The following is a 26,439-nucleotide window of genomic DNA, read 5'->3' as shown; positions in this document are numbered from 1 at the left end:
AAGAGAAATGCCATGAAAAGCCCGGTCATCATCGATCTGAAATTCGACCAGGAGCAGGTTGCGGCCGCGCTCAAGGGCGCCTTTGCCGACCGGGAGGTGATCAACCTGCTCCATCCCGGCAGCCGCAAGCGCGACCTCTCCAGCATCGATTATGCCGTGGTCTGGAGGCCGGGTGCCGATCTCTTTTCGCGCGCGAAGGACCTCAAGGTCGTGTTCTCCGGCGGCGCCGGCGTGGACCATGTGCTGACGCTGCCCGGCCTGCCGGACGTGCCGCTGGTGCGCTTCGTCGACGATACGCTGACGACGCGCATGAGCGAATGGGTGGTGCTGCAGTGCCTGCTGCACCTGCGCCAGCACCAGGCCTATGAGGCGCAGCGCCAGAAGCGCGTCTGGCGCGAACTCGTCCAGCCAGAAGCCAAGGAAGTGACCGTCGGCATCATGGGTTTTGGCGTGCTCGGGCAGGATGCGGCGGCGAAGCTGAAGACGCTCGGTTTCAACGTCATCGGCTGGTCGCGCGGCCGCAAGCAGGTGGATGGTTTCGAGACCTTCGATGCGAGCGGCCTCAATGCCTTCCTCGCCAAGGCCGATATTCTCGTCGGCCTGCTGCCGCTGACGCCGGACACCAAGGGCATCTTCAACACCGGCCTCTTCACCCGCCTCAGCCGCAAGGGGCCGCTCGGTGCGCCGGTCTTCATCAATGCCGGCCGCGGCGGCAGCCAGGTGGAGGCCGATATCGTCGCCAGCATCAATGACGGCACGCTGCGCGGCGCCTCGCTCGATGTGTTCGAGACGGAGCCGCTGCCGCTCGAAAGCCCGCTCTGGTCTATGGACAAGGTGGTCATCACGCCGCACGCCGCGGCCGCATCGGACGTCGCCGCCCTCTTCCGCCATGTCGCGGGGCAGATCGAGCGGCTCGAAAGCGGCAAGCCGCTGGAGCATCTCGTCGATCGTAGCGCGGGGTACTGAAGCTTAGGGTCGGCGATAACCCGTCGGCTGCTGGTAGAGCCAGCCGATGCGCTCGATCGCCGCGTCCAGCCCCTCGCGCGCCACGCTCATCGTGTGGCCGTTGGCGTGCAGGATAGTCTTGTCGTCTTCCATGATCGCCACATGGCCCTTCCAGAAGACCAGGTCGCCGCGGACAAGGTCCGCGCGCTCGATCGGCGTGCCGAGGCCGGCGGCTTGCATGTCGGAATCGCGCGGTGCCGTGCGGCCGGTCATCATCATCGCAAGCTGCACGAGGGCCGAGCAGTCGAGGCCGAAGCCGGAACGGCCGCCCCAGAGATAAGGCGTTTCGAGGAAACGGGCGGCGATGGACACATAGTCGTCGCCCGCCGTCTCGCCGACGGCCAGGCAATGGCCGGCCACGACGGACTGACCGCCCGCCAGCGTGAGATAGCGTGTACCCCGAGTCTCGCTTTCGCCGACAACCGTTAGCCGGCTTCCGATCGACAGCGCAAAGGCGGCCGGTGTCTTCAGGTCGGGGCCGGAATAGGCGAAGCTGCGCGGCACGGCGATGATATGGGTCGCGGCCTGTTCATCCTCGGCAAGTGCTGCTTCTGGCAGATAGCCGACATAACCGTCGAAATCCGACTTCACCCAGGCCCAGCCATCCGCCCGGTCGAGCACGCGAACGTCCTCGCCAAAGAGCAACTGCGTATCGATGCCGGCGGCGAGGTCCGGCCGGGGCCGGAGTGCGGCGACCGGATCGGCGATCCGCGCCGGCGTGCCCGCCACGTAACGCTCCGCCGAGACGCTGCCGCGCAGCGCCTCCTCGGCGAGGTCGGGGCGGTAGGCATTGAGGCGGCGGTCGGGCAGGGCGGTCATGGTCGTCTCACAGGGTTTGCGCACGGCCCCGGGCGATGATCAGGTCACCCAGGCGTTCGAGATAGAGCGCGCCGTCGACGGTGCGCTTGATGACGACGTTGCGGCGGTCGCGGTCGTCGCGCATGCGGGTGACGAGGCCGAGCTCGCCCATCGTGTCGAGAGCGCGGGTGATCACCGGCTTGGTCACGCCGAGTTTCGCCGCAAGCCCCCGCACCGTATGCGGCGGTGGCACGAGATAGATCTCCAGGAGGATCGCCAACTGGCGCAGCGTCAGGTCGCGCCCGTCCTGATGCACCTGCTGCAGCGTCACCTCGTGCCAGAGGCCGAGTGCCTGCGTTGGGGTCAGATCTACCGGCACGGCTCCTCCGGATGCGAGCGGATTTTCGTTACGCTACCGTATCGTTCCCCCGAAGGAAAGTCTTCCTCTCAAGCGGTCGCCTTGCGCAGGTGGTGGTAGAGCGCGCGGATCGCCTGCGCCTCGCCGCCAACGGGCGAATGCGGCCGCTCGGCCTGCGCCCAGCCGTAGATGTCGAAATGCGCCCAGCGCTTGTTGCGGGTGACGAAGCGCTTCAGGAACAGCGCCGCGGTGATCGAGCCCGCCATGCCGCCCGAAGGGGCATTGGTGAGGTCTGCGATGCGGGCGGAAACGTCCTTGTCGTAGCCCATGTAGAGCGGCATGCGCCACATCGGGTCGTCGACGGTCAGGCTCGCTTCGGTGAGATCGTGGGCAAGGTCGCCATCATCGGTGAAGAAGGGCGGGAGGTCCGGGCCGAGCGCCACGCGGGCAGCCCCTGTCAGCGTCGCCATGTCGATGACGAGGTCGGCCTCCTCCTCGTCTGCATAGGCGAGCGCGTCGGCGAGGATCAGTCGGCCCTCGGCGTCGGTATTGTCGATCTGCACGGTCAGGCCCTTTCGGCTCCTGTAGATGTCGCCGGGGCGGAAGGCATTGGCCGAGATCGAGTTTTCGACGACCGGCAGCAGCACGCGCAGGTCCACCTTCAGCTTGGCGTCCATGATCATCAGCGCGAGGCCCATGACATTGGCCGCGCCGCCCATGTCCTTCTTCATCAGGAGCATGGAGGAGGCCGGCTTGATGTCCAGGCCGCCGGTATCGAAGCACACGCCCTTGCCCACCAGCGTCACGCGCTTGTGGCCCTTCTTGCCCCAGCGCAGTTCGAGGAGCCGCGGTGCCTGCGCTGAGGCGCGGCCGACGGTGTGGATGAGCGGGAAGTTTTCCTTCAGCAGGTCCTCGCCCGTGATGACCGAGACCTTCGCCTTGTAATGCGCACCAAGCGCCCGGAAGACGTCCTCCATCGCGTCCGGCCCCATATCGTTGGTGGGGGTGTTGATGAGGTCGCGGGCGAGGAAGACACCGGCGAGCTGGCGCTTGATGTCGGTGGCGTCGGCGTCGCTCGGGATGAGCAGGGTGGGCGCTTCGGAGGCGGAGGCCTTGTAGCGCTCGAAGCGGTAGCTGCCGAGGCCGTAGCCGAGCGCCAGGCGATTGGCCGTCAGCGGCGCGGTCTCGATGTGCCAGTCGCCGGCGGGAAGCGCGCGGGCGAGCTTGCCCGTCAGGAACGGCGCGTCGGAGGGATTGCGGCCGAGGCCGAACAGGGCGCCGCCGAGATGCCCGTCGGCGGTCGGCACCATCAGGAGCGCGCCCGATTCCGCCTTGAAGCCGGCCTTCTTCGCCCAGTCGAGCGCGATCGGGTCGATCGTTCCGGTCTCGATATGGGCCGGGGTGATCGCAAAGATCGGCAGGGTCTTTCCGTTCTTCGTGTTGAAGGGAGAGGGCCGGTCGATGAACTGGAAGGGGGCCATGGCGGAACCTTTGAAGAGAGCCGAGAGAATCGGCCAATTAACACTCTGTTAGGGTTAACAGATTATTGCTGGAGCGAAGATTGCGGCGTGATTCCTTAACCGCCGCGACATGCGGAAATCGCTTCGGGGACTTAATCATGGCCGCTTGCCTCACGCGTTCATCCTTCTATTCGGGGCTCCTCAAGGGTGCCGCACTTCTGACCATCGCCATCGGGGTGGCCGGCTGCGCGGGCAAGAGCAACCTCACCACCGGCTCCATTCCGAAAATGTCGAAGCCGGTTTCCGAGATGAACACGACGGAACTGCGCGGCGCGGCCGACAGCTACGGCCGTGCCTACGAGAAGAACCCGAAGGACCGCACCGTCGGCATGAACTACGCCAATGTGCTGCGCATGAATGGGCGCAACGACCAGGCGCTCGCGGTCATGCAGCAGGTCGCCATCAGCAATCCCAACGACCGCGAGGTGCTCGCCGCCTACGGCAAGGCGCAGGCCGCGGCCGGCCAGCTCGAACAGGCGCTGAACACCATCATGCGTGCCCAGACACCGGACCGGCCGGACTGGAAACTGAAATCGGCGGAAGGCGCGATCCTCGACCAGCTCGGCCGCGCCGGCGACGCCCGCCAGCGTTACCGCGAGGCGCTCGATCTCAATCCGAACGAGCCCTCGGTACTGTCCAATCTCGGCATGTCCTACCTCTTGGCAAAGGACCTGAAGACCGCCGAGACCTATCTGCATTCCGCGGCCTCGCAGCCCGGCGCCGACAGCAGCGTGCGCCAGAACCTGGCCCTCGCCGTCGGCCTCCAGGGCCGCTTCCAGGAGGCGGAAAACATCGCCCGGCGCGAGCTGACCTCCGAGCAGGCCGAGGCGAACGTCGCCTATCTCCGCTCCATGCTGACCCAGCAGAACGCCTGGAAAAAACTCGCCTCCGACGACAGCGGCAATACCAACTAACCAGAGCCTCCCTCCCAAGGACGACTCCGCCCCGGCCGAACCTTTCGACCGGGGCGTTTTTTATCGTGTCTGGATTTTGTGCTTAGAAGCGGTCGGCGACCTGGATGCCGGCGGGGCCGAGGATGACGGCGATCAGCACCGGCAGGAAGAACAGGATCATCGGCACGGTCAGCTTCGGCGGCAGGGCGGCGGCCTTCTTTTCCGCCTCGTTCATGCGCTGGTCGCGGCATTCCTGGGCGAGAACGCGCAGCGCCTGGGCGAGCGGCGTGCCGTAGCGCTCGGCCTGGATGAGGGCCTGCGTCACCGATTTCACGGTGTCGAGGCCCGTTCGCATGCCGAGGTTTTCGTAAGCCGCGCGGCGCTCCTGGAGGAAGGAAAGTTCCGCCGTGGTCAGCACCAGTTCCTCGGCAAGCTCCGGCGAGGCCATGGCGATTTCATCGGCCACGCGCTTGAAGGCGACCTCGATGGAAATACCGGATTCGACGCAGATCAGCATGAGGTCGAGTGCATCCGGCCAGGCGCGCCGGATCGATTTCTGCCGCTTCGTCACTTTGTTGGAGATGACGATGTTCGGCATGTAAAAGCCGATATAGGCGATGACGATCGTTGCCAGAATGCGCATCGGCAGCGGTTTGTCGCCGAGATAACCAAGATAGAAAATGTAGAAGGCGCCGAGCGCGCCAAAGACGAACGGCAGCACGAAACGGGCGAAGAGGAAGATGTTGAGCGCGTTCTGCGAGCGGTAGCCGGCCTGGCGCAGCCGGTTCATCGTGTTGGCATCGACCAGCGCTTCGCGAAGATTCAGCCGGTCGACGACGTTGCGAACGGAGGTGTTGTGCTGCGCGCGCAGCGATGCCTTGTTCTGCGGGGAGTCCGCGTTCATGCGGGCACGTTCGCGCGCCCGCATCTGCTCGCGCTCCAGCGCCACCGACTTCATGCGCTTGTCGAGGTCGCCGCGGTCGAGATAGGGCACGGCGAGCGTATAGAAGGTGGCCAGCACCGCGATCATCACAAAGGCTGGCAGCAGGACGTTCGGGTCGGTAAGAGTTTCGACGATGGACATGACCCTGGCCCCTAGATGTCGAAGTTGATCATGTTGCGCATCACGAGGATGCCGATGGACATCCAGACGCCGGAGACGCCGAGAATGAGGTGGCCGCGCGAATCCTGGAACAGGATCATGATGTAGTCGGGCGAGGTCAGATAGACGAGGAAGGCGACGATGAACGGCAGCGCGCCAATGATGGCAGCGGATGCCTTGGCTTCCATCGACAGCGCATTGACCTTGGCCTTCATCTTGCGCCGCTCGCGCAGGACGCGCGACAGGTTGCCGAGCGCTTCGGAGAGGTTGCCGCCGGCCTGGCTCTGGATCGCGATGACGATGGCGAAGAAGTTGACTTCCTGCAACGGAATGTTGGTGAACATGCGCGCGCAGGCTTCCGGCACGTTAAGGCCGACCTGCTGGGCTTCGACGAGCCGGCGGAATTCCGTGCGCACCGGCTCCTGGCCCTCTGAGGCGATCAGACGTAACGCATCCGTCAGCGGCAGGCCGGATTTGATCGAGCGCGTCATCACGTCGAGCGAGTTCGGGAACTCCTCAAGGAACTTATTCAGCCGCCGCTTGACGAGGAAGCCGACGATCCAGCGCGGCAGGCCGGCTGAGCCGATGAAGGCGGCGCCGAAGCTGACGATGAGGCCGGAGCCGGCGAGGAGGACGAGCAGGAAAACGAAAAGGCCGAAGGCGGCGCTGATCATGTAGAATTGCGAGATGGTGATCGAAAGCCCGGCCTGCACCAGCTTCGCCTTGAGCGTGGCCGCAACGCGCTTGGTCTGCTCTTGCTGTTTCTTTTCCAGGTCCTTCAGCGAATCCTGCACCGACTTGCGGCGCTTGGACAGTTCCTGCAAGCGGTCGCGGGACGCCTTGGCCTTGCCCTGGTCCGTCTCTGCCGCCTGCACCCGGCGCACGCGGTTTTCCGTCTTCCGCTCGGTTTCGATGCGCGAGAAGAGCAGGCCATAGGCGAGGCCGGCGGTGGAGAGCGCCGCCAGCGCGAAGATCGCCACGATGGTGATATCCAGTCCGAACATCGGCGCCCCTTACGGCTTTTCCATCGCGTCGAGCGTTGCCGCCAGGCGCTTGTCCTCGTTGAAGTAGCGGGCGCGGTCCCAGAAATGCGGCTTGCCGATGCCCGTGCCCGTATGTTTGCCGATAATGCGGCCGTTGGCATCTTCGCCCTGCATCTCGAAGCGCATCAGGTCCTGCGTGACGATGACGTCGCCTTCCATGCCCACCACCTCGGTGATGTGGGTGATGCGGCGCGAGCCGTCGCGCAGGCGCGAGGCCTGGATGATGACGTCGATCGAGCCGGCGATGATTTCGCGCACGGTCTTGGCGGGCAGCGTGTAGCCGCCCATGGCGATCATCGATTCCATACGGCTCAGGCATTCGCGCGGCGTGTTGGCGTGGATCGTGCCCATCGAGCCGTCGTGGCCGGTGTTCATCGCCTGCAAGAGGTCGAAGACCTCGGGTCCGCGCACTTCGCCGACGATGATGCGTTCGGGCCGCATACGCAGGCAGTTCTTGATGAGATCGCGCATGGTGATCTCGCCTTCGCCTTCGATGTTCGGCGGGCGGGTTTCGAGGCGCACGACATGCGGCTGCTGGAGCTGGAGTTCGGCCGAGTCTTCGCAGGTGATGACGCGCTCGTCCCGGTCGATATAGTTCGTCAGGCAGTTGAGCAGCGTCGTCTTGCCCGAGCCCGTGCCGCCGGAGATGACGAGGTTGCAGCGCACCCGGCCGATAATCTGGAGGAGCGCCGCGCCCTCGGGCGTGATCGAGCCGAATTTGACCAGCTGGTCGAGCGTCAGCTTGTCCTTCTTGAACTTACGGATGGTGAGCGCGGTGCCGTCGATCGCAAGCGGCGGGGCGATGACGTTGACGCGCGAGCCGTCCGGCAGGCGCGCGTCGCAAATCGGGCTCGATTCGTCGACGCGGCGGCCGACCTGGCTGACGATGCGCTGGCAGATCGACAGCAGCTGGGCGTTGTCGCGGAAGCGGATTTCCGATTCCTGCACCTTGCCGCCCACTTCGATATAGGTCTTGCCCGCACCGTTCACCATGATGTCGGCGATGTCGTCGCGTGCGAGCAGCGGCTCCAGCGGGCCATAGCCGAGAACGTCGTTGCAGATGTCGTCGAGCAGTTCTTCCTGCTCGGAGATCGACATCGCGAAGTTCTTGATCGTGATGATGTCGTTGACGATATCGCGGATTTCTTCGCGCGCGCTCTCGGTATCGAGCTTGGCGAGCTGCGACAGGTCGATCGTGTCGATGAGCGCGGAGAAGACCTGGCTCTTCGTGTCGTAATAATCTTCCGTGCGCGGCGTGCGGCGGCGTCCCGTTGCGGCCGGCGCGGGTGCCATGACCGGCGGCGGGGCCGGCTCGAAGACAGGCTGGGGGGCGGCCGTGACCGGACGCTCCGCCGTCATGGTCGTGGCGGAAGCCGGGACGGCATGGGTCGTCTGGGCCGCCGTGCCGCTCTTGCCTGTACCTTCATTGCCGCGTCTGCCGAACATGCCACTTCATCCAGTCTGTTGCGCCGCCCCGCAGGGCCTGCCTTGGCTTACTTGCGGCCGAGCAGGCCGAGCATCTTGCCGAGGCCGGCCTTCTTGGGTTTTTTGATCGTCGCGCGGCCCGTCACGATATGGGCGATCTGCGAGAAGGTTTCCGCCGTCGGCGATTTGCGATCCATCTCGGCGATCATGCGGCCGCTGTTGGAGGCCGTGCCGAAAAGCTGCGCGTCGAAGGGGATGATCGCGATCGGCTGCATGCCGAGCGGCTCGCAAAAGTCGGCGGGGGCGATTTCCGGGCGTTTCGGCAGGCCGACCTGATTGAGGATCAGGTGGGGTGGCTTGTCGTTCGGCCTGAGCTTCTTCAAGGCGTCGAGCATGTTCTTCGCGTTGCGCAGGTTCGCAAGGTCCGGCACGGCGGTGATGATCAGCTCGTCGACCTCCGACAGCAGCGTGCGGGTCCATTCCGACCAGGCATGCGGCACGTCGAGGATGGTCACCGGGGCGCTGCGCTGCAACACTTCGATGATCGGCTGGAAGGAGCCGCGTTCGAGATCGTAGGCACGGTCCAGCATGGACGGGGCCGCGAGCAGCGACAGGCGCTCCGAGCACTTGGTCAGCAGGCGGTCGAGGAACACCTCGTCGAGCCGGTCCGGCGCATAGATCGCCTCGGAAATGCCCTGCGGGGGATCCTGGTCGAAGTCGATATTGGCGGTGCCGTAGGGAAGGTCGAGGTCGGCGAGGATGACTTCCGTCTGGAATAGGCTGGAAATGTCGAAGGCGCAATTGTGGGCGATCGTCGAGGAGCCGGAGCCGCCCTTGGCGCCGATGAAGGCGATCGTGCGGCCGAGCGGCTCGGAATCGGGATCGACGAAGATCGCCGACATGGCGTTCAGGATATCAGCCATGCCGACGGGGCCGACCATATATTCGGAAATGCCGTTGCGAATAAGGTCGCGATAGAGCGGGATGTCGTTGTAGTTGCCGACGATGATGACCTTGGTGCTCGGGTCGCAGACCTCGGCGAGCGGCGCAAGCTCGTCCATGATGCCGCGCGGCTCGGTCGATGTTTCGAGGATCAGCAGGTTCGGCGTCGGCGCGGAGGCGAACATGTTGGCGGCGGCCGCGATGCTGGCGCTGGAGACGCGCAGGCTCACCTTGGAGAGGCGCCGGTCCTGGGCGCAGCGCTCCATGGTGCGCAGCATCGCCTCGCTTTCGCAGAAGGCGTGCACCGAGATGCGCGGCAGCGACCGCACGGCCTCGAGTTCGGAGGGCCGGACCGTCTCTTCGGCCTCGGCGCCTGCGGCGTGCTCAATGGTGTAATCTGCTGGGTTCATCGTCATGCCCGTTCCTGGTGTCCGGTTGACCGGATGAATGGTTGTCTCTTGTCGGTGGCCGTTCCACCGTCGTTAGTCCGCGCTGCTTTCTCCGGCGCGATAGTCCTGGATGACCACGTAGCGCTGCTCGGCGTCGATCGGGGTCATGCCGCGCGGCTGGAGAAGATCCATCGGGTTCGCGATCTGGGCGGCAAGGTTGGCTTGCGAGGCGCAGCCGAAATTGTGGTAGTTGCGGTTTTCCATCGTGTTAACGACGAGATCTTCCGGCCATTCACCGCAGGGGCCAGCCTTGGCCGTGATGGCGAAGAAGGCGAGGCGGATTGGCGCGGACGATCCGTAGCCGCTTGCATCGTAACGCGTCTCGATCAGCTGGTCGCGTTTCAAGCCGGCGCCGACGAGGGTCGCGCGGATATCCTTGCGCAAGTGGTCGGCCGTGGCCGCGTTAGCCGATCCGGCCGGCAGCATGATCTGCACGGCGCTGCGCGACTTGGCGAGATGGTCGGCGGCGAAACCGCGGATGTTGTCACGCATGGCAACCGTCAGCGCCCGGTCGCCGGTGGCGATCGGAATGTCCATGGTCTGCGCGGTCTCAGACAGCACGATCGGATGGCGCGTGCGGTAGTCGTCCGGGATCGACCCCGTCGTGGACCGGTCCGGGCGCGCACCGCAGCCGGAAAGGGCCGCGGCCGAGAGAATGAGGGTCGCTGCAAGCGCAGCGCGCATCGGCTTGTGCATGGTGCGGTTCCTTGCGGGAAGTCGGATCTGGCTATTGTTGTCGCGCATCTTCCGTCCCGTCACTTGTAGATGAAGCCGATGGAGCCGTGGTAGTTGCCCGAGGGCATCGCCTCTTCCTTGCGACCGTAGATCTTGTTCACCTTGCCGAGGAAGAAGCTTGCCGCGTCGTTAGTGGCGTTGAAATTGTCATCCGGACGCGAGAGCGCGGTGCGTGCGACAGGCCGCACGAGATAAGGCGTCGCGATGATGACCATTTCCGTCTCGTTACGCACGAAATCCTTCGAGCGGAACAGGGTGCCGAAGATCGGGATCTTCGAGAGGCCCGGCAGACCCGACACCGCCTGGCGGATATCGTCCTTGACGAGGCCGGCGATGACGATGGAGCCGCCCGACGGCAGCTCGACGCTGGTGGAAGCCTCGCGGCGGCGGATGCCGAGCACGTTCATGCCGGGAATGCCGTTTCCACCAGAATCGATAGTCCCTCCAAAGGCAGAAGAGCCTTCAAAGGTCGGCTCCGAGACCTCGGTTTCGATCCGCAAGCTAATGCGGCCGGGTGACAGTACAACGGGACGGAAGTTCAACCGAATACCGTATTCGACCTCCGAGAGCGTGCGGCTGATCGTCGGGCCTTTGCCATCCTCACCTTCCCCGATCGTTTGCTCGGTGGGAAGGCGGAAATCGCCGCCGACATAAAACCTCGCTTCTTCGCCGGAAATGGCGGTGAGGCTCGGTTCGGCGAGCGTGCGCATGACGCCGGCCTGTTCCATGGCGTTCATGCTGCCGGCAAGCGACAGGCCACCGAGCGTCCCGTTGGCGGCACCATTGGCCAGCCAGTCCGCTGCGCCGGCAAGATTCGTTGGATTGCGGAACGATATGCCGCCGTTCGATCCCCCGATGGAACCGCTGAAACCAAGCTGCTTCAGCACCTGGCGGCTGACTTCCGCCACGGTGATCTTCAGCGTGACCTGGTCCTCGCCATCGATCTTCAGCATGTTGACGACCTGCGAGCTGCGGCGCGCTTCGCCGAAGATCGCGGAATCGCCGTTGTTGCCCTGGGAGACGATCGTGCGGGTCGTGGCCTCGCCGCCTTTCAGGAAGATTTCCGCAAGACGCGTCGCCTGGGCGGCATCCTGTGGCGTGCGCACCGTGCCGTTCAGCACGATATTGTCCGAGATGATCTCGACTTCGATGTCGGAGTCGGGGATGAAGCGGCGCAGGTTCGCTTGCAGGCCGTCGATGTCGCGCTCGACATTCAGGTCGATGCTGACGATCTCCTCGCCACCCGGCCCAAAGATGAAAATGTTGGTCTGGCCGACTTCCTTGCCGAAGAGATAGATGCGGCGCGACGTGCGGGTGACGGCGTCAGCCTTGACTGGATCCGCGACAAGGATGTCGTGCGCGTCGGTCGGCAGATCGACGACGATTGCCTTGTTAAGGCCAAGCTTTACAGACTTGCGGGCACCGGGGCCGCTGCTGGTAATGCGGATGACCGACGCGGTGGATGCTTGCGCGGTCGCGACGCCCGCGCCCTCGAGGCCCGGCATGCCGGAAAACGCCAGGCAGAAACTCAGTCCACCCGCGACGGAAGCTCGAAAAGTTTTTGCGATTCCAAACACGGTCAGCTCCTGGTCACTTCTGTGTCGCGGGCGAACCGCCATTGACGATTTCACCGGTCTTGATCACCTGGATGATCGGCATGCCGTCGCCGCCGCTGAGCAGGTAGTCGGCCGCACCCGTATCGGGCTCCTGGGCGTCCGCCACGCTGCGCAGCGCCAGCGACAGGCGCTCGGCCATCTGCTGGGCGACGGCAATCACCTTGGTCTGGTCGGGGGTGAGTTCGAGTGTAGCGGTGGTGCCGATGGCGGCCTTCGAGCCGTCCTCGTTTTCCTGGATCTGCTGGTCGATGGCAAGCACGCGCACGTTCGCCAGCACGGTCTCGGTGATGTACGAACCTTCTGCGCTTTTGCGCACCATGATCACGTCGACGCGGTCGTTCGGCAGGATGAAACCGCCTGCACCCGTTGCCACAGAAATTTCTGTTGCGACGGCGCGCTTACCGGAGGGAAGCAGCGACGACATGATGCGATTGCTTGAATCGGCGATCTTCTCCTGGCGGATCGGTTCACCATTGAACACCGGCAGGCGCACCACCGCACCGTTGAGCGTCTCCATCGCGTCGGGCCGGTTCTGGTCGGTAATGAATCCTTCGACCACCGAGCTTTCCGGCCATGCCGTCCACGCGAGTATTTCCGGATTAAGGCGCGCGCCGACCGGCAGGCTTTCCTTGGCCACAAGCACGTTGATCGTCGGCTCGCGCTCGACGACGGCCTCGGGCAGGGCGGGCGTGCCGCCGCCGGCGATCTGCAAGGCCAGGAGGCCTGCGACGCCGGCCGAAACGACGGCCACTGCCAGAATGATGATTCGCGCCGGTCTCATGTGGATTCCCTGGGGCTGCGGACAGTTCTATCCGCCCACATTGACCGGCAATGGTATAATTATGGTTAATAGCTGCCTTACGGCTATGGTTAACGACGGGTTGACGCCGCCATCCGCCGGAACGGCTTCGCCCCGGGCGTTTCAACCCGGGGTGGCGCATGTTCCCTATGGAAAGGTAGAGCTATCAGCCGGCGCTGCCGAGGGCGGCAAGCATCAACGGCGACGTCGGATAAGCGGCGAACGCACCAATCCCGATCGCGATGCCGTAGGGGACTTTCGTCGCCTTGAGGAGATGGTTGGGAATGGGCAGGCCGGTGGCCAGGATCAGGTTCGTGTTCGAACGCAATGCCAGGATCGCGAAAGTGAGGAACCCGCCGAAGATGGAAACGTAGATCAGGTATTCGACAAGCGAGAAGGTCAGGCCGAACCACACGGCACTCGCCGTCAGAAGCTTCGCATCGCCGCCACCCATAACGTTGAAGGCGAACAGCGTGAAGCAAACGGCAAAGACAACAAGGCCGGCGGCCAGATGCATCGCGATGTCCGTCAGTCCGAGGCCTGCCAGCGGCGCAACGATGATGAAGGCGGCAAGCAGGATCGCCGAAGCCCTGTTGGGGATAAGCATTGTCAGGAAATCGGAAACGGCCGCGAGCGCAAGGCAGAGCGGAAATACCACGAAGATGATGGCCTGGGTCACGCTGCTCTCCTTTTGGCGAAGAATACGCTGGATCCGTTTCGGAAAGGATAACGTCTGGAAAACGGAAAGCCGCCTTTTGGAGGCGGCTTTCCAGATAAGCGCAATGAAGCCGCTTCAGCTTACGGCGCGGTCTTGTCCACGGCGTTCGTCAGCTTGCCACCCAGCTTGCTGAAGGTGGAGTTGAGCGAGTTGCCCAGCGCGGTAGCGCCGGTGATGAGAGCAACGGAAATCAGGGCAGCGATCAGGCCGTACTCGATAGCAGTTGCGCCCGATTCGTCCTTCATAAGGCGAGCGAAAATCTTGGTCATGGTATTCTCCTAGCTCCACGATGTTGGTTCAGCACGTCCGCCAACTGTTTCCGTTGTTCGGATGATTGCAACCTACAGGTCGGCCATTTCCATCGGCTTAAAGAAATGGGTTAACAATAGGTTAGCGCCTGCCTGCGGGAAATAGGGTGACCAATTGGTTAAATCCCCTTACGCGCGCGGATTCCCTAGAACGATCCGCCGGTTGGACGCAGATCCGGTTTGCCGGGCGGATTCATAAATCGACAAGCCTAGCGACCGGTTTAAACCTTCGTTCACCATTCACGGCGATGCTATCCCTGTTTTCTTACCGGGATGAATGTTTATGGGACGCGACTGGACCTTCGCCGTAGCAGCCGCAAAGCTTGCGACAGCCGCCATTGTTATCGTGTCGACGGCCGCGCCGGCGCTTGCCGAAGAGCCGTTGATGCGTGTCTACATGGATCATGCTCGCGTGCTCAAGCTCGACCGCCCGGTCAGCAAGGTGATCATCGGCAACGCCGACGTCGCCGACGCGACGGTAGCGGATGCGCAAACCATCGTACTCACCGGCCGAAACTTCGGAACCACCAACCTCGTGCTGCTCGATGCGGACGGTAATGCGATCGTCGACGAGCGCATCCTCGTCTCGATCGACGAAGGCAATACGGTACGCGTCTTCCGCCAGACCGACCGCTCCGTTCTCTCCTGCACGCCAAATTGTGAGGAGCATGTCGCCAGGACCAATTCGGGCGGCTGAGGGCGCGTCCCGCTTCGGGCGTCCAAATGCGGGAAACCGTTCAATTCTTCGGCTCCACACACACGAAATATAAACGGTCTGTCACCTAATCTCGCCGTGTCCAATATCTGGGAACGGATCGCGATGTCGCTCGATCATGATGCAACCACCCGCCGGAGGCCGATGAAGGGTCTGTTCGGCCGTTTCCTTGCCGGTCGCGATGGCGCGACGGCAATGGAAATAGCAATTCTCAGCCTTCCGTTCTTCATGATCGTCTTCGCCTCGCTTGAGACCTTCATCGCCTTTTCCGCAGAGCAGCTCCTCGCCGGCGCTACTGACACGATGGCGCGCAAGATCAGGACCGGCGAAATCCGTTCAACCATGAGCGAGGAGGACTTCCGCAAGACCTTCTGCGCCGAAATCTCGATCCTGATGCCCTGCTCGGCCGGCGAGCTCAAAAAAGCGGACAAACTGTTCATTCAGGTGCAAAGTTTCGCGACCTATTCGGACATTCCGAAAACCGTCCCGAAGACGATCGCAGAGCTCAATGCGGCCAACAAGTTTTTGCCAGGCGGCAAGCGCTCCATCAACTTGATACGCGCTTATTATCGCTGGGATATCGTGACGGACGTCATCCGCCCCTATGTCTCCAATTTTCGCGGGGCTGATGGCACTCGCCAGAACTACCTGATGATCGCGACAGCCGTTGTGCAGAATGAGGACTACCCATGAAGCGCGGCATCCTCCTCAGGCTGCGTCGTTTCGTCGAGGATCGGCGTGGTGTCGGAGCCATCGAATTCGCGATCGTCGCCCCGCTGATGATCATGGCCTATGTCAGCGCTTTCGAAATCACCGTCGGTTTCACCCTGTCGCGCAAGGTCAGTCGCGCGGCCAGCACCGTTTCCGATTTGGTCACACAGAACGGTTCGACCAATGCCGCGGTGTTGGACACGATGAAGGACGTAACTGCAAGCGTGATCGCGCCCTTCCCGCAGGCCACCGGTTACACCCTGAAGATCACCGGCGTCACCATTGATGCGGATGGCAAGGCAACGGTCGCCTGGTCGCGGGACCAGAGCAAAGGGCAACCCTATGTCAAGGGCACCGCCGTGGTCCTGCCGAGCCATATAGAAGGCGCCAAGAGCCTATTCTTCGTGCGCACCGAACTGGGCATACCGCACAAGATTTTGCTCATGGCGCCAAACCTCTCCGCAAAGCTCAACAACATCACGCTCAGCAAGACGAGTTATTTCGGCCTGCGCCAGGGCTCTTCGATCGCCTGCCCCGACTGCTGAGCGCGCCCGCCCGCCCTGCCGATTTCGCTTGAACCCTTCATGACGCCCGTGTCATGTCAGTCAGTTCATCCGCTCTTTAGAAGGCGGTTGATCCGCTCTTCAGAAGGCGGACACGGACAGACGACAGGTGATTCCATGGCGCGAGCCTTCCTCTTCGTTCTCGATTCCTTCGGCATCGGCGGCGGCCCGGATGCGGCGGCCTTCGGCGATCTCGGTGCCGATACGCTCGGCCATATCGCCGAATTCTGCGCGGCGGGTGTCGCCGACCGGCCGGGGCTGCGGCAGGGGCCGCTGAAGCTTCCCAACATGTCGGCGCTCGGCCTGCTGCACGCCGCCCGCGCCGCGACAGGCCGATTTCCGCCGGGCATGGACGTGCCGCCGCGCGTCTTCGGCCTCCATGGGGCGGCAAGCGAGGTCTCGAACGGCAAGGACACGCCGTCGGGCCATTGGGAGATCGCCGGCACGCCCGTCACCTTCGACTGGGGCTACTTTCCCGCCGAAGGCGATGCCTTTGAACCGGAGCTTGTGAAGGCCATCTGCGCGGCAGGCGACGTGCCGGGCATTCTCGGCAATTGCCACGCCTCGGGCACGGATATCATCGCCCGCCACGGCTGGGAGCACGCCAGCACCGGCCGGCCGATCTGCTACACCTCCTCCGACTCCGTTTTCCAGGTCGCCGCCCACGAGCGCTATTTCGGCCTCGACCGTCTGTTGGCTTTCTGCGAGACCGTGCGAAAAATCCTCGACGAGCGGCCGGGCGGGCGTATCGGCCGAGTCATCGCGCGGCCCTTCGTCGGCGAGACGCCGGAGACCTTCGAGCGCACCGGCAACCGCCGCGACTATTCCGTGCTGCCGCCGGAGCCGACGCTGCTCGACCGGCTCAGCGAGGCCGGCCGCACCGTGCGCGCCGTCGGCAAGATCGGCGATATCTTCGCCCATCAGGGCATCGGCAAGCTCACCAAGGCGAACGGCAACATGGCCCTGCTCGACGCCACGCTCGACGTGATGGACAAGGCGGAGGACGGCGATCTCGTCTTCACCAATTTCGTCGATTTCGACATGCTCTACGGCCACCGCCGCGACGTCGCCGGCTATGCGGCGGCGCTGGAAGCCTTCGATCGCCGCCTGCCAGAGGTCGACCGCAAGCTGAAGCCCGGCGATATCGTCATCCTCACCGCCGACCACGGCTGCGACCCCACCTGGCGCGGCACGGACCATACGCGCGAGCGCGTGCCGATCATGAGTTTCGGCCCGGGCATCCGCTCGCGCCTGCTTGAAACCCGCACGACCTTCGCCGATATCGGCGAGAGTATTGCCCGTCACCTCGGCATTGCGCCGGGTCCGCACGGAAGGAGCTTTTTGTGACGAAGACCATGCCCAAGGCGGAGCTGCACTGCCATATCGAAGGCGCCACCCCGCCGGCCCTGGCGCTTGCCCAGGCCGAACGCTACCGCGTCGACACCTCCGCCTTCATCCGCGACGGCGCCTATGCCTGGCAGGATTTCACCAGCTTCGTGCAGAGCTATGACGCGACCGCCAACCTGTTTCGGGACGAGGAGGATTATGCGCTGCTCGCCGAAACCTACCTCACCGAGATCGCCGAAGCAGGTGCCATCTACAGCGAGCTGATCGTCTCGCCTGACCAGGGCGACGCCGTCGGCATCGGTGCCGATGCTTATGTGCGCGGCCTCGCCGAGGGCGCCGAGCGCGCCAAGGCGAAGACCGGCATCGAGACGCGTCTCCTCATCGTGGGTATCCGCCATTTCGGGCCGGAACGGGTGGTGAAGGCGGCGGAATATGCCGCGCGCCGGCCGCATCCGCTGATTACCGGCTTCAATCTGGCCGGCGAGGAGCGCATGCACCGCGTCGCCGATTTCACCCGCGCCTTCGATATCGCCCGCGACGCCGGCCTCGGCATCACCATCCACGCCGGCGAACTCTCCGGCGCCTTCAGCGTGCGCGACGCGCTCGACCATGTCCGCCCCGCCCGCATCAGCCATGGCGTGCGCGCCATTGAGGATGCGGATCTGGTCAAGCGGCTGGCGGATGAGGGCGTCGTGCTGGAAGTCTGCCCAGGCTCGAATGTCGCGCTGAATGTCTTCCCCGATTTCGATAGCCATCCGCTGCGGGCGCTTCACGAAGCCGGCGTGCGCGTCACGCTCAATTCCGACGATCCGCCCTTCTTTCACACCTCGCTCGCCCGCGAATACGAGGTCGCTGCGACGATCATGGGCTTCAGCGAGGCAGAAATCCTCGGCATGACGCGCACCGCCATTGAGGCGGCCTTTGTGGACGAGCCGACGCGGCAGGCGTTGCTGGCGAAGCTTTGAGGCGTGTTCCGGCTGGGGATGTTGCCCGCGGCCGGCTGTCTTCTCTTGCGGCCCTCAGCCGTTCCGTGGAAAAAGAGGCGTTTACTCAATTTGGGAAGGTTGGCCATGGACGGCGTCACAGTCATCGATCACCCGCTCGTGCAGCACAAGCTGACCATCATGCGCAAGAAGGAAACCTCGACCGGCAGCTTCCGCCGCCTGCTGCGCGAGATCTCCACGCTGCTCTGCTACGAAGTCACACGCGACCTGGAACTCACCACCCAGCGCATCGAGACGCCGCTGGAAGTGATCGACGCGCCGGTGCTGGAAGGCAAGAAGCTGGTCTTCGCCTCCATCCTGCGCGCCGGCAACGGTCTGCTGGAAGGCATGCTGGAGCTGGTGCCCTCGGCCCGCGTCTCCCATATCGGCGTCTACCGCGACCATGAGACGCTCGAAGCGGTCGAGTATTTTTTCAAGGCGCCCGACAGCATCGACGAACGCCTCGTCATCGTCGTCGATCCGATGCTGGCGACCGGCAATTCGGCCATCGCCGCCATCGACACGCTGAAGAGCCGCGGCGCAACGAACATCCGCTTCCTCTGCCTGCTGGCCGCCCCCGAAGGCATCAAGAGCTTTCGCGCGCATCATCCGGACGTGCCGGTCTACACGGCCTCCATCGACCGCCAACTCAACGAGAAGGGCTACATCGTGCCCGGACTGGGCGACGCGGGCGACCGCATGTACGGGACGAAGTGAGCCGTTAACCGGCGCTTTACCAAGCCGAACGAAGATCGTGGAGAGGGGCGCCGTCGGGTGCCCCTTTTGCCGTCCGTTAGCCGGATGCGTGTTATTTCGGGACAGATCTTCCGGAGACCCGCCCATGTCCGTCCGCAGCCTCGCTTTTGTCACCGGTGCCGTGATTGTCACCGCGGCCTTCGTGCCTGACGTCGCGACCCGTTATCTCGAATCGACCGACGACAAACCGGCGGCGAAGGTCGAGACGGCGGCCGTGCAGACGGGGCAGGGCGCGGCGCGTTATACCGGCAATCGCAGCGCGGTGATCGATGCGGATCCGAACGGCCATTTCACCGGCCTCTTCGCCCTCAACGGCCGCAAGGAAGAGGGCATGGTCGATACCGGCGCCAGCATGGTCGCCATCAACGTCTCGACGGCGCAGCGCATTGGCATCGCCCGGTCCGACCTCGATTTCCGCTATGCCGTCGATACCGCCAACGGCAAGGCGCGCGCCGCCTATATCCGCCTCGACCGGATCGAGATCGGCCCGGTGCGCATGGAAAACATCGGCGCCATGGTGCTGGAAGACAAGGCGCTCTCCGGCACGCTGATCGGCATGAGTTTCCTGAAGGGCCTTTCCTCCTACCGCGTCGAAGACGGCAGGCTGCACCTTACGCGCTGATGCGCGTCAGGATATCGGGAGACGTCGCCGGCGCTTGCGGTGCGATCCGGTAAAGGCCGGCAAGTCGCTCGGCGCCGCGCGCGGCATCCGTCTCGTTTACGGCGTGTGCCCGGCCGATCTCGTCGCCTTTTTCCACCTTCGTGCCGAGCGGTAACAACCGATCGAAGCCGACGCGGTGGTCGATCGTGTCGTCCGGCCGGCTGCGCCCGCCACCGAGCTCGATGACCGCCATCCCGACGCCGCGCGTATCGCAGGAAACCAGATAGCCGGCTTCCGATGTCGTGACCGGGCGGATGATCGGGGCGGCCGAAAGGTAAGTCTCGGGCTTTTCCAGCAGGTCGGCGGGGCCGCCGAGCGCATGCACCATGCGCCCGAAAATCTCTGCGGCCGCGCCGCCGGCGAGTGCCTGAGCTGCCTTCGCTTCGGCCGTAGTCATATCTGCCTCAAGCCCGGAAAGCACCAGCATTTCCGCGGCGAAAGCGAGCACGATGCGCTCCAGCCGCGTGCCGGCCTTCTCGCCTTTCAGGAAGGCAATGCAATTGGCGATCTCGACAGCATTGCCGGCGGCGTTCGCCAGCGGCTGGTTCATGTCGGTGATGAGGGCAGAGGTCTTGACGCCCGCGCCGTTCGCCACCGCGACCAGCGAGCGGGCGAGCGTTTCGGCTTCCGCCGCATCCGCCATGAAGGCGCCGTTGCCGACCTTCACGTCGAGCACCAGCGATTGCAGGCCTGCCGCGAGCTTCTTGGAGAGGATGGATGCGGTGATCAGCGGCACGGAATCGACCGTCGCGGTGACGTCGCGGATCGCGTAGATGCGCTTGTCAGCGGGGGCGAGGTCGGCGGTCTGGCCGATGATCGCGCAGCCAACGTCCTTCACCGTGCGGCGGAAGAGGTCCGCGGAGGGCATGATCGTGTAGCCGGGGATCGATTCCAGCTTGTCGAGCGTGCCGCCGGTATGGCCGAGGCCGCGGCCGGAGATCATCGGCACGGCGAGCCCGCAGGCGGCCGCGATCGGCGCCAGCATCAGCGAGACATTGTCGCCGACGCCGCCGGTCGAATGTTTGTCGGCGATCGGCCGGTCTATGTCCGACCAGTCGAGCACGTCGCCCGAATCGCGCATGGCGAGCGTCAGCGCCACGGTCTCCTCGCGCGCCATCCCGTTGAACCAGACGGCCATGGCGAAGGCCGCCACCTGCCCCTCGGAGACGCTGCCATCCGTCACGCCCGCCATGAAGCGGGCGATGTCTTCCGGGGCGAGGGGCTCGCCGTTGCGCTTTCGACGGATCGTCTCCTGCGGGAGCATCTTCAGTAGCTCGCGGGCGCGGCCGGCGCGGGCTGGCCGCCGAGCGTGGCCAGGATATCGCCGAGCAGGCCGGACGCGCCGAAGCGGAAGGTCTCGGGCGTTGCCCAGCCTTCGCCGAGGATCGAGGCGGCAAGTGCCAGATAGTCGCCGGCATCGGCGACGGTGCGCACGCCGCCCGCCGGTTTGAAACCGACCGGCTTGCCACTGGCCTTGATGGCATTCAGCATGATCTCGGCGGCTTGCAGGGTGGCGTTGACGGCAAACTTGCCGGTCGAGGTCTTGATAAAATCCGCGCCTGCGGTAATCGCGAGATCGGAGGCCTCGCGGATCAGCGCCGGGTCTTTCAGCGCGCCGGTCTCCAGGATTGTCTTGAGAAGGATCGGCGGCGTGCAGGCCGCTTTCACGGCTTCCACCATTTCCACCACTGCCGCTTCGTCGCCGATAATGAAGTCGCGGTAGGGGATGACGAGGTCGATCTCGTCGGCGCCGTCGGCAATTGCCTGCTTCGTCTCGGCGATCACCTCGGCAACCGCCAGGTCTCCGGCGGGGAAGTTGACCACGGTCGCGATCTTCACCGCATGGCCTTTGCCGAGAATGCCCCGCGCCTGCGCGACGAAGCGCGGCCAGATGCAGATGGCGGCCGTGTTGCCGAAGGGTGTCTGCGCCTGGGCGCAGAGCTTTTCGATGGCCGCCGCATTGCTGTCGTCGTTGAGGTCCGTCAGGTCGAGCAGGGAGAGCGCTTGTCGCGCGATCGCCTTGGTGTCGTCCTCATGCATTTTCATTGCCTCCGCCCGCGATCATTTCCGCAAGGATAGCGGCAAGCCGCTTTCCGCCGATCGGGGCCATGTCCTTGGTTTCGTGATGGCTGAGTTCGCCACCCGTCATGCCGGCGCCGAAATTGGTGATGACCGAGGCGGCGGCGACATCGAGGCCGAGATGGCGGGCGATCAGCACTTCCGGCACGGTCGACATGCCGACGGCGTCGGCGCCGAAAACCCGGGCCATGCGGATTTCCGCCGGCGTTTCGAAATTCGGGCCGGAGAACCACATGTAGACGCCGCTCGACAGCGGGATGCCGAGTTTCTGCGCTGCCGCCTCCATCCGGGCGGCAAGCCCGGCATCATAGGCATTGGTCATGCCGACGAAACGGTCGTCGCTCTCGATGCCGATCAGCGGGTTCGCGCCCGAAAAATTGATGTGATCGGAAATCCGCATGACCGAGCCGGGCGGCATGTCTTCGCGCAGCGACCCCGCCGAATTGGTGAGGATTAGCGAGGTGACGCCAAGCCCCTTCAGCACTTCGATGGGCGTGCGCATGGCATTGGCATCGCCGCGTTCATAATAGTGCACGCGGCCGGACAGCATGATGACCGGGACCTCGCCGAGATAGCCGATGACCATCTCGCCGGCATGGCCGGAGACGGAACTGACCGGAAAACTCGGCAGGTCGGAATAGGGAATGTGCAGCGGGTTTGCGACCGCTTCCACCAGCGAGCCGAGCCCCGAGCCGAGCACGATGCCATAACGCGGCAGCACGCCGCCGAGGCGGGCGCGCAGCAGTTCTGTCGTGTGCGCGCTCATCCGATTACGTCCGTGGCAAAACCATGCGGCAGGAGCTCTTCCATGGTCATGGTCTTCTTCACGCCGTTCTCGTCGCAGAGATAGATCGGCGTCTTCGCCGTCGCGAATTCCGCGATCTTCTGCCGGCAGCCGCCGCAGGGCGGGCAGAGCGGCAGTTTTTCCGCAATCACCGCCATCTCGACGATCTTCTTGTTGCCGGCCATGATCATGTGGCTGATCGCGGTCGGCTCGGCGCACCAGCCCTGGGGGAAGGACAGGTTCTCGATATTGGCGCCGGCATAGATCTTGCCGTCCTCGGCGCGGATGGCCGCGCCGACGGGGAATTTGGAATAGGGCGCATGCGCGAAGGCCATCGCCGCGCGCGCCGCCTCGAAGAGGTCGTGGGACATGTTTTATCGCTCCTTGACGTAGGGCACGCCGCCGGCCTTCGGCGGAATGGCCTTGCCGATGAAGCCTGCAAGCAGGATCACGGTCAGGATATAGGGCAGCGCCTGCATGAACTGTACCGGCACCTTGCCGATCAGCGGGAAGGCGTAACCCTGGTAGCGGATGGCGAAGGCATCGAGGAAGCCGAAGAGCAGGCAGGCGAAGAGAATGTTCTTCGGCCGCCACTTGGCGAAGATCAGCGCGGCGAGCGCGATATAGCCCTTGCCCGCCGTCATGCCCTTGGTGAAGCCGGCGTTCGCTGAAAGCGACAGGTAGGCGCCAGCAATGCCGCACAGGATGCCGCAGCAGATGACGGCGCGGTAGCGCAGCCAGATCACCGAAATGCCGGCGGTATCGACCGCGCCGGGGTTCTCGCCGACGGCGCGCAGGCGCAGGCCGAAGCGGGTACGGTAAAGGATCCACCAGCTCGCCGGCACCATCAGGAAGGCGAGGTAGGTCAGCGGGGAATGGCCGGAGAGCAGGCCGGAATAGAGCGGCCCGAGGATCGGCACTTCGCGCACCGCATCCGCGAAGGGCAGCGTGATCCTGCCGAAGCGGCCGTCTTCGGTGAGCGCCGGGGTGCGCCCGCCCTGGCGGAACCAGGCCTCGCCGAGGATGACGGTGGAGCCCGCGACAACGAAGTTGATCGCGACGCCGGAGACGATCTGGCTGCCGCGCTGGGTGATCGAGGCATAGCCATGCACCAGCGAGAGCAGCACGGAGACCAGCACGGCGGCAAGCAGGCCCATGGTCACGGATTGCGTGAGATAGGCGACAGTGCCGGCGGCGAAGGCAGCGCCGAGCATCTTGCCCTCGAGGCCGATGTCGAAGACGCCGGCGCGTTCGGTGAAGAGGCCGGCAAGGGCGGCGAGGATCAGCGGCGTCGAGACGCGGACGGTCGATTGCGCAAGTTCGATGAAGACCTGAAAGAATTCCATGGCATCAGGCTCCCTTGGTGGCGGCAACGTCGCGGGTTTTCGGCGAAAGCGCCAGCACGACCCGCGTGATGGCCGGGCGGAACATGTGCTCCAGCGCGCCGGCAAACAGGATGACGAGACCCTGGATGATGACGATCATGTCACGCGAGATGGAGGGCATCTCGAAGGAGATTTCCGCCCCGCCCTGGTAGAGCATGCCGAAGAGCAGCGCCGCGGGGATGATGCCCGCCGGATGCGAGCGCCCCATCAGCGCCACCGCGATGCCGACGAAGCCGGCGCCCTGCACGAAATCGAGCTGCATGCGGAATTGCTCACCCATGATCGGGTTCAGCGCCATCATGCCGGCAAGCCCGCCGGAGATCATCATGGCGATGACGATGATCCTGGCTTCCTTGATGCCGGCGTAGCGCGCGGCCGCGGGGCTATGGCCCATCGTGCGCATCTCGTAGCCGAGCCTTGTGCGCCAGATCAGCACCCAGACGCCGAAGGCGGCAACCAGCGCCAGCAGGAAGGAGATGTTGAACGGCGCGGAGCCGACGGAAAGGCCGAAGATCGACATCAGCCAGTCGAGTTTCGGCAGCTGGCCGCCCGCCTCGAAGGTGCGGGTTTCGAGCGACATGGAGCCGAGCGGCTTGAACACCCGGTTGAGCAGGTAGTTCATCAGGCTGGCGGCGATGAAGTTGAACATGATCGTCGTGATGACGATATGGCTGCCGCGCTTGGCCTGCAGCCAGCCGGGGATCATCGCCCAAAGCGCGCCGAAAAGGGCTGCGCCGAGAATGGCGATCGGGAAGAGGAGATACCAGGGCAGCACGCGGTCGAAGGAGAGGCAGGCGAGCGCCACGCCGATGCCGCCGATATAGGCCTGGCCTTCGCCGCCGATGTTGAACAGGCCGCAGTGGAAGGCGACCGCCACGGCAAGGCCGGTGAAGATGAAGGTGGTCGTGTAGTAGAGCGTGAAGCCGATATATTCACCGCGCCCGAAGGCGCCGTTGATCATGTGGTAGGCGGCTTCCAGCGGGCTTTCGCCGACGATCAAGACGACGAGGCCGGAAATCAGGAAGGCGACGGCGAGGTTGACGAGCGGGATCAGGCCATATTCGGCCCAGGCCGGCAGTTTCGCGTAAGGAACACTCATTCCGCGGCCTCCTTCCGGCCTTCCACGCCGGCCATCAACAGGCCAAGCTCTCCTTCGGTGGCATCCGGCAGGCGCTCGCCGACGACGCGGCCGGCGAACATCACCAGAATACGGTCGGAAAGCGCGCGGATCTCGTCCAGCTCCACCGAGACGAGCAGCACCGCCTTGCCCTGGTCGCGCATCTCGATGATGCGCTTGTGAATGAACTCGATCGCGCCGACATCGACGCCGCGCGTCGGCTGCCCAATGATCAGCACGTCGGGATTGCGCTCCATCTCGCGCGCCAGCACGATCTTCTGCTGGTTGCCGCCAGAGAAATTGGCGGTTTTCAACCGCGGATTCGGCGGGCGGATGTCATAGGCCGCGATCTTCTCCTCCGCATCGGCGCGGATGGCGTCGACATCGAGCAGCAGGCCTTTGCGGTATTTCGGGTCGTCGTGATAGCCAAGGATGGCGTTTTCGCTTTCCTCGAATTTCAGGACGAGGCCGACATGGTGGCGGTCCTCCGGCACATGCGCCAGGCCGCGTTTGCGCAGCTCTGCCGGGTCGGCATTGCCGGTGACGTCGATCGGGCTGCCGTTGAGCAGCACCGTGCCGGATTTGGCGCGGCGGATGCCGGAGATCGCCTCCAGCAGTTCCGATTGGCCGTTGCCGGCAACGCCTGCAATGCCGACGATCTCGCCAGCGCGGATATCGAAGGACACGTCGTCGACCATGGTTACGCCGCGGCTGTCGCGCACCGTCAGGTTCTTGACGGAGAATTTCACGTCCGCCGGTTTTGCCTCGCCCTTTTCCACACGCAGCAACACGCGCCGGCCGACCATCAGCTCGGCCAGCTCCTCGACGGAGGTGTCCTTCGTCGTGCGCGTCGCCACCATCTCGCCGCGGCGCATGACGGAGACCTCGTCGGTGATCGCCATGATCTCGCGCAGCTTGTGGGTGATGAGGAGAACCGTTTTGCCCTCGTCCTTCAACTGACCGAGGATGCGGAACAGGTGGTCCGCTTCCGGAGGCGTCAGCACGCCCGTCGGCTCGTCGAGAATGAGGATATCGGCCCGGCGGTAGAGCGCCTTCAGGATTTCCACGCGCTGCTGGATGCCGACCGGCAGTTCCTCGATGACGGCGTCCGGATCGACCTCCAGCGCATATTCCTTTTCGAGCCGCTTCAGCTCGGCGCGCGCCTTGGTGATGCCGGCATTGAGGATCTGGCTCTCTTCCGCGCCGAGCATGATGTTTTCCAGCACGGTGAAATTCTCGACCAGCATGAAATGCTGGTGCACCATGCCGATGCCTGCGGCGATGGCAGCATTCGGATCGCGGATATTGACCGTCTTGCCGTCGATCACGATGTCGCCGTGGTCGGCCTGGTAGAAGCCGTAGAGGATCGACATGAGGGTGGATTTGCCGGCGCCGTTTTCGCCGATGATGCCGTGAATGGTGCCCTTGCGGACCTTCAGGTTGATGTTCCGGTTGGCGTGGACGAGGCCGAAGCTCTTGTCGATGCCCTTCAGTTCGATTGCCAATTCGCTCATGACGATCCACTCTTACGGGGATTTAGGGCCGACAGGCCTCCCGGCCGATCGGTCTTAGTCTTGTTGCTTCCGCCGTGCTTGTCCAGCCTGATTGCGGGTTGATGCTGCGCTCG

General features: G+C 64.3%; 28 protein-coding genes. 9 read left to right on the top strand and 19 right to left on the bottom strand.

Going from position 1 to position 26,439, the window contains the following annotated elements:
* Positions 1 to 12: 12 nt before the first annotated feature.
* A complete protein-coding gene (locus AC1Q6Z_RS16415) occupies positions 13 to 966 on the top strand; it encodes a 2-hydroxyacid dehydrogenase (RefSeq protein ID WP_492648574.1) in 954 nt (317 codons plus the stop codon).
* A gap of 3 nt (positions 967 to 969) precedes the next feature.
* Here the strand turns inward: AC1Q6Z_RS16415 and AC1Q6Z_RS16410 are convergent, their stop codons facing one another.
* From AC1Q6Z_RS16410 to AC1Q6Z_RS16400, 3 genes are all read right to left on the bottom strand, one after another.
* The gene (locus AC1Q6Z_RS16410; RefSeq protein WP_492648573.1) at positions 970 to 1,824 is read right to left on the bottom strand and encodes a C40 family peptidase; all 855 of its coding nucleotides are present in this window, start codon (positions 1,822 to 1,824) and stop codon (positions 970 to 972) included.
* Between the two features lie 7 nt (positions 1,825 to 1,831).
* Positions 1,832 to 2,182 carry a MarR family transcriptional regulator gene (locus AC1Q6Z_RS16405; RefSeq protein ID WP_319322882.1) on the bottom strand — a complete coding sequence of 117 codons (351 nt, stop codon included), beginning with the start codon at positions 2,180 to 2,182 and terminating at the stop codon, positions 1,832 to 1,834.
* Between the two features lie 68 nt (positions 2,183 to 2,250).
* A complete protein-coding gene (locus AC1Q6Z_RS16400) occupies positions 2,251 to 3,642 on the bottom strand; it encodes a leucyl aminopeptidase family protein (protein ID WP_492648572.1) in 1,392 nt (463 codons plus the stop codon).
* A 137-nt stretch (positions 3,643 to 3,779) separates the two neighbouring features.
* On the opposite strand from AC1Q6Z_RS16400, the gene AC1Q6Z_RS16395 reads away from it, so the two are divergent.
* The gene (locus AC1Q6Z_RS16395; protein ID WP_492648571.1) at positions 3,780 to 4,595 is read left to right on the top strand and encodes a tetratricopeptide repeat protein; all 816 of its coding nucleotides are present in this window, start codon (positions 3,780 to 3,782) and stop codon (positions 4,593 to 4,595) included.
* Between the two features lie 82 nt (positions 4,596 to 4,677).
* On the opposite strand, the gene AC1Q6Z_RS16390 is transcribed toward AC1Q6Z_RS16395, so the two are convergent.
* The 9 genes from AC1Q6Z_RS16390 to AC1Q6Z_RS16350 form a co-directional block, all read right to left on the bottom strand.
* Positions 4,678 to 5,658, bottom strand: coding sequence for a type II secretion system F family protein (locus AC1Q6Z_RS16390; RefSeq protein ID WP_256118316.1), 981 nt, complete (start codon positions 5,656 to 5,658; stop codon positions 4,678 to 4,680).
* 11 nt (positions 5,659 to 5,669) lie between these two features.
* Positions 5,670 to 6,680, bottom strand: coding sequence for a type II secretion system F family protein (locus tag AC1Q6Z_RS16385; protein WP_492648570.1), 1,011 nt, complete (start codon positions 6,678 to 6,680; stop codon positions 5,670 to 5,672).
* Between the two features lie 9 nt (positions 6,681 to 6,689).
* A complete protein-coding gene (locus AC1Q6Z_RS16380) occupies positions 6,690 to 8,165 on the bottom strand; it encodes a TadA family conjugal transfer-associated ATPase (protein WP_439614750.1) in 1,476 nt (491 codons plus the stop codon).
* Positions 8,166 to 8,212: 47 nt separating this feature from the next.
* Positions 8,213 to 9,496 (bottom strand): CpaE/TadZ family protein, encoded by a 1,284-nt coding sequence (locus AC1Q6Z_RS16375; protein WP_439615069.1) that lies wholly within the window; start codon positions 9,494 to 9,496, stop codon positions 8,213 to 8,215.
* Between the two features lie 72 nt (positions 9,497 to 9,568).
* On the bottom strand, positions 9,569 to 10,279 hold the full coding sequence (locus tag AC1Q6Z_RS16370; protein ID WP_435266873.1) for a CpaD family pilus assembly protein: 711 nt from the start codon (positions 10,277 to 10,279) through the stop codon (positions 9,569 to 9,571).
* A gap of 11 nt (positions 10,280 to 10,290) precedes the next feature.
* Positions 10,291 to 11,889 (bottom strand): type II and III secretion system protein family protein, encoded by a 1,599-nt coding sequence (locus tag AC1Q6Z_RS16365; protein ID WP_492648569.1) that lies wholly within the window; start codon positions 11,887 to 11,889, stop codon positions 10,291 to 10,293.
* Positions 11,861 to 12,667: a Flp pilus assembly protein CpaB gene (gene cpaB / locus AC1Q6Z_RS16360; RefSeq protein ID WP_256118312.1), complete on the bottom strand. Its 807-nt coding sequence runs from the start codon at positions 12,665 to 12,667 to the stop codon at positions 11,861 to 11,863. The genes AC1Q6Z_RS16365 and cpaB overlap by 29 nt, the downstream gene beginning before the upstream one ends.
* A 184-nt stretch (positions 12,668 to 12,851) precedes the next feature.
* Positions 12,852 to 13,364 (bottom strand): A24 family peptidase, encoded by a 513-nt coding sequence (locus tag AC1Q6Z_RS16355; RefSeq protein ID WP_492648568.1) that lies wholly within the window; start codon positions 13,362 to 13,364, stop codon positions 12,852 to 12,854.
* A gap of 119 nt (positions 13,365 to 13,483) precedes the next feature.
* Positions 13,484 to 13,672 carry a Flp family type IVb pilin gene (locus AC1Q6Z_RS16350; protein WP_492648567.1) on the bottom strand — a complete coding sequence of 63 codons (189 nt, stop codon included), beginning with the start codon at positions 13,670 to 13,672 and terminating at the stop codon, positions 13,484 to 13,486.
* Between the two features lie 322 nt (positions 13,673 to 13,994).
* Between AC1Q6Z_RS16350 and AC1Q6Z_RS16345 the strand changes: the two genes are divergently transcribed.
* From AC1Q6Z_RS16345 to AC1Q6Z_RS16315, 7 genes are all read left to right on the top strand, one after another.
* Positions 13,995 to 14,408, top strand: a complete 414-nt coding sequence (locus AC1Q6Z_RS16345) for a pilus assembly protein N-terminal domain-containing protein (RefSeq protein ID WP_439626030.1) — start codon at positions 13,995 to 13,997, stop codon at positions 14,406 to 14,408.
* A 123-nt stretch (positions 14,409 to 14,531) separates the two neighbouring features.
* The gene (locus AC1Q6Z_RS16340; protein WP_439655501.1) at positions 14,532 to 15,119 is read left to right on the top strand and encodes a TadE/TadG family type IV pilus assembly protein; all 588 of its coding nucleotides are present in this window, start codon (positions 14,532 to 14,534) and stop codon (positions 15,117 to 15,119) included.
* Entirely contained in the window at positions 15,116 to 15,682 is a 567-nt protein-coding gene (locus AC1Q6Z_RS16335) for a TadE/TadG family type IV pilus assembly protein (RefSeq protein WP_492648566.1), read from the top strand. The genes AC1Q6Z_RS16340 and AC1Q6Z_RS16335 overlap by 4 nt, the downstream gene beginning before the upstream one ends.
* Positions 15,683 to 15,817: 135 nt before the next feature.
* A complete protein-coding gene (locus AC1Q6Z_RS16330; protein ID WP_492648565.1) occupies positions 15,818 to 17,047 on the top strand; it encodes a phosphopentomutase in 1,230 nt (409 codons plus the stop codon).
* 8 nt (positions 17,048 to 17,055) lie between these two features.
* Positions 17,056 to 18,012: an adenosine deaminase gene (locus AC1Q6Z_RS16325; RefSeq protein ID WP_492648626.1), complete on the top strand. Its 957-nt coding sequence runs from the start codon at positions 17,056 to 17,058 to the stop codon at positions 18,010 to 18,012.
* Between the two features lie 105 nt (positions 18,013 to 18,117).
* Complete coding sequence (upp, locus tag AC1Q6Z_RS16320) at positions 18,118 to 18,747, top strand: uracil phosphoribosyltransferase (RefSeq protein WP_256118305.1); 630 nt, start codon at positions 18,118 to 18,120, stop codon at positions 18,745 to 18,747.
* 124 nt (positions 18,748 to 18,871) lie between these two features.
* Entirely contained in the window at positions 18,872 to 19,408 is a 537-nt protein-coding gene (locus tag AC1Q6Z_RS16315; protein ID WP_492648564.1) for a TIGR02281 family clan AA aspartic protease, read from the top strand.
* Here the strand turns inward: AC1Q6Z_RS16315 and deoA are convergent.
* The 7 genes from deoA to AC1Q6Z_RS16280 are packed head-to-tail and all read right to left on the bottom strand — an operon-like array spanning position 19,398 to position 26,326.
* Positions 19,398 to 20,717: a thymidine phosphorylase gene (deoA, locus tag AC1Q6Z_RS16310; RefSeq protein ID WP_492648625.1), complete on the bottom strand. Its 1,320-nt coding sequence runs from the start codon at positions 20,715 to 20,717 to the stop codon at positions 19,398 to 19,400. The genes AC1Q6Z_RS16315 and deoA overlap by 11 nt on opposite strands.
* Positions 20,714 to 21,487, bottom strand: a complete 774-nt coding sequence (gene deoC, locus AC1Q6Z_RS16305) for a deoxyribose-phosphate aldolase (RefSeq protein WP_492648563.1) — start codon at positions 21,485 to 21,487, stop codon at positions 20,714 to 20,716. The genes deoA and deoC overlap by 4 nt, the downstream gene beginning before the upstream one ends.
* Positions 21,480 to 22,292, bottom strand: coding sequence for a purine-nucleoside phosphorylase (locus AC1Q6Z_RS16300; RefSeq protein WP_492648562.1), 813 nt, complete (start codon positions 22,290 to 22,292; stop codon positions 21,480 to 21,482). The genes deoC and AC1Q6Z_RS16300 overlap by 8 nt, the downstream gene beginning before the upstream one ends.
* On the bottom strand, positions 22,289 to 22,681 hold the full coding sequence (locus tag AC1Q6Z_RS16295; protein WP_492648561.1) for a cytidine deaminase: 393 nt from the start codon (positions 22,679 to 22,681) through the stop codon (positions 22,289 to 22,291). The genes AC1Q6Z_RS16300 and AC1Q6Z_RS16295 overlap by 4 nt, the downstream gene beginning before the upstream one ends.
* Before the next feature lie 3 nt (positions 22,682 to 22,684).
* Entirely contained in the window at positions 22,685 to 23,656 is a 972-nt protein-coding gene (locus tag AC1Q6Z_RS16290; protein WP_439614760.1) for an ABC transporter permease, read from the bottom strand.
* 4 nt (positions 23,657 to 23,660) lie between these two features.
* Positions 23,661 to 24,794 carry an ABC transporter permease gene (locus AC1Q6Z_RS16285; protein ID WP_435266864.1) on the bottom strand — a complete coding sequence of 378 codons (1,134 nt, stop codon included), beginning with the start codon at positions 24,792 to 24,794 and terminating at the stop codon, positions 23,661 to 23,663.
* Positions 24,791 to 26,326 carry an ABC transporter ATP-binding protein gene (locus tag AC1Q6Z_RS16280; protein ID WP_256118297.1) on the bottom strand — a complete coding sequence of 512 codons (1,536 nt, stop codon included), beginning with the start codon at positions 26,324 to 26,326 and terminating at the stop codon, positions 24,791 to 24,793. Before AC1Q6Z_RS16280 ends, AC1Q6Z_RS16285 begins: the two co-directional genes overlap by 4 nt.
* Positions 26,327 to 26,439: the final 113 nt, after the last annotated feature.

The sequence above is a fragment of the Shinella sp. GW835-FHT14H05 genome (genome assembly GCF_058793575.1).
Note: the sequence above shows the minus strand (reverse complement) of the source record. Positions and strands in the feature narration are given on the sequence as shown.